Source organism: Pseudomonas sp. yb_2, from assembly GCF_043103905.1.
Lineage (GTDB): Bacteria > Pseudomonadota > Gammaproteobacteria > Pseudomonadales > Pseudomonadaceae > Aquipseudomonas > Aquipseudomonas alloputida.
Genome location: NZ_JBICKH010000078.1, coordinates 1 through 1,115 on the forward strand (window position 1 = coordinate 1; position 1,115 = coordinate 1,115).

The 1,115-nt window shown below is 57.5% G+C and carries 1 protein-coding gene; it reads left to right on the forward strand.

Going from position 1 to position 1,115, the window contains the following annotated elements; all coding sequences use genetic code 11:
* Positions 1-1,115, forward strand: a 1,115-nt coding sequence (gene tuf / locus ACF8FB_RS22010) for an elongation factor Tu (RefSeq protein ID WP_392511977.1), incomplete at both ends; no start/stop codon positions are given.

Below are 1,115 nucleotides of genomic sequence, written 5' to 3' on the forward strand. Positions count from 1 at the left end.
GTTAACGTCGGCACCATCGGCCACGTTGACCACGGTAAGACCACTCTGACCGCAGCTCTGACTCGCGTCTGCTCCGAAGTTTTCGGTTCGGCAGTCGTTGAGTTCGACAAGATCGACTCGGCTCCGGAAGAAAAAGCGCGCGGTATCACCATCAACACCGCTCACGTCGAGTACAACTCGAACATTCGTCACTACGCTCACGTTGACTGCCCAGGTCACGCTGACTACGTGAAGAACATGATCACCGGTGCTGCCCAGATGGACGGCGCGATCCTGGTTTGCTCGGCCGCCGATGGTCCGATGCCGCAAACCCGTGAGCACATCCTGCTGTCCCGTCAGGTAGGCGTTCCGTACATCGTGGTCTTCCTGAACAAGGCTGACCTGGTAGACGACGCTGAGCTGCTGGAACTGGTCGAGATGGAAGTTCGCGACCTGCTTTCCACCTACGACTTCCCAGGCGACGACACTCCGATCATCATCGGTTCGGCTCGTATGGCCCTGGAAGGCAAAGACGACAACGAAATGGGCACTACCGCTGTCAAGAAGCTGGTAGAAACTCTGGATGCCTACATCCCTGAGCCAGTTCGTGCCGTCGACCAGCCGTTCCTGATGCCGATCGAAGACGTATTCTCGATCTCGGGTCGTGGTACCGTTGTTACCGGTCGTATCGAGCGTGGTATCGTCCGCGTTCAGGATCCGCTGGAAATCGTTGGTCTGCGTGACACCACCACCACCACCTGCACCGGTGTTGAGATGTTCCGCAAGCTGCTGGACGAAGGTCGTGCTGGCGAGAACTGCGGCGTTCTGCTGCGTGGTACCAAGCGTGACGACGTTGAGCGTGGCCAGGTTCTGGTCAAGCCAGGTTCGGTCAAGCCGCACACCAAGTTCACCGCAGAAGTCTACGTCCTGTCGAAGGAAGAAGGCGGCCGTCACACTCCGTTCTTCAAAGGCTACCGTCCACAGTTCTACTTCCGTACCACTGACGTGACCGGTAACTGCGAACTGCCGGAAGGCGTTGAAATGGTAATGCCAGGTGACAACATTCAGATGACTGTTACCCTGATCAAGACCATCGCAATGGAAGACGGTCTGCGCTTCGCTATCCGTGAAGGCGG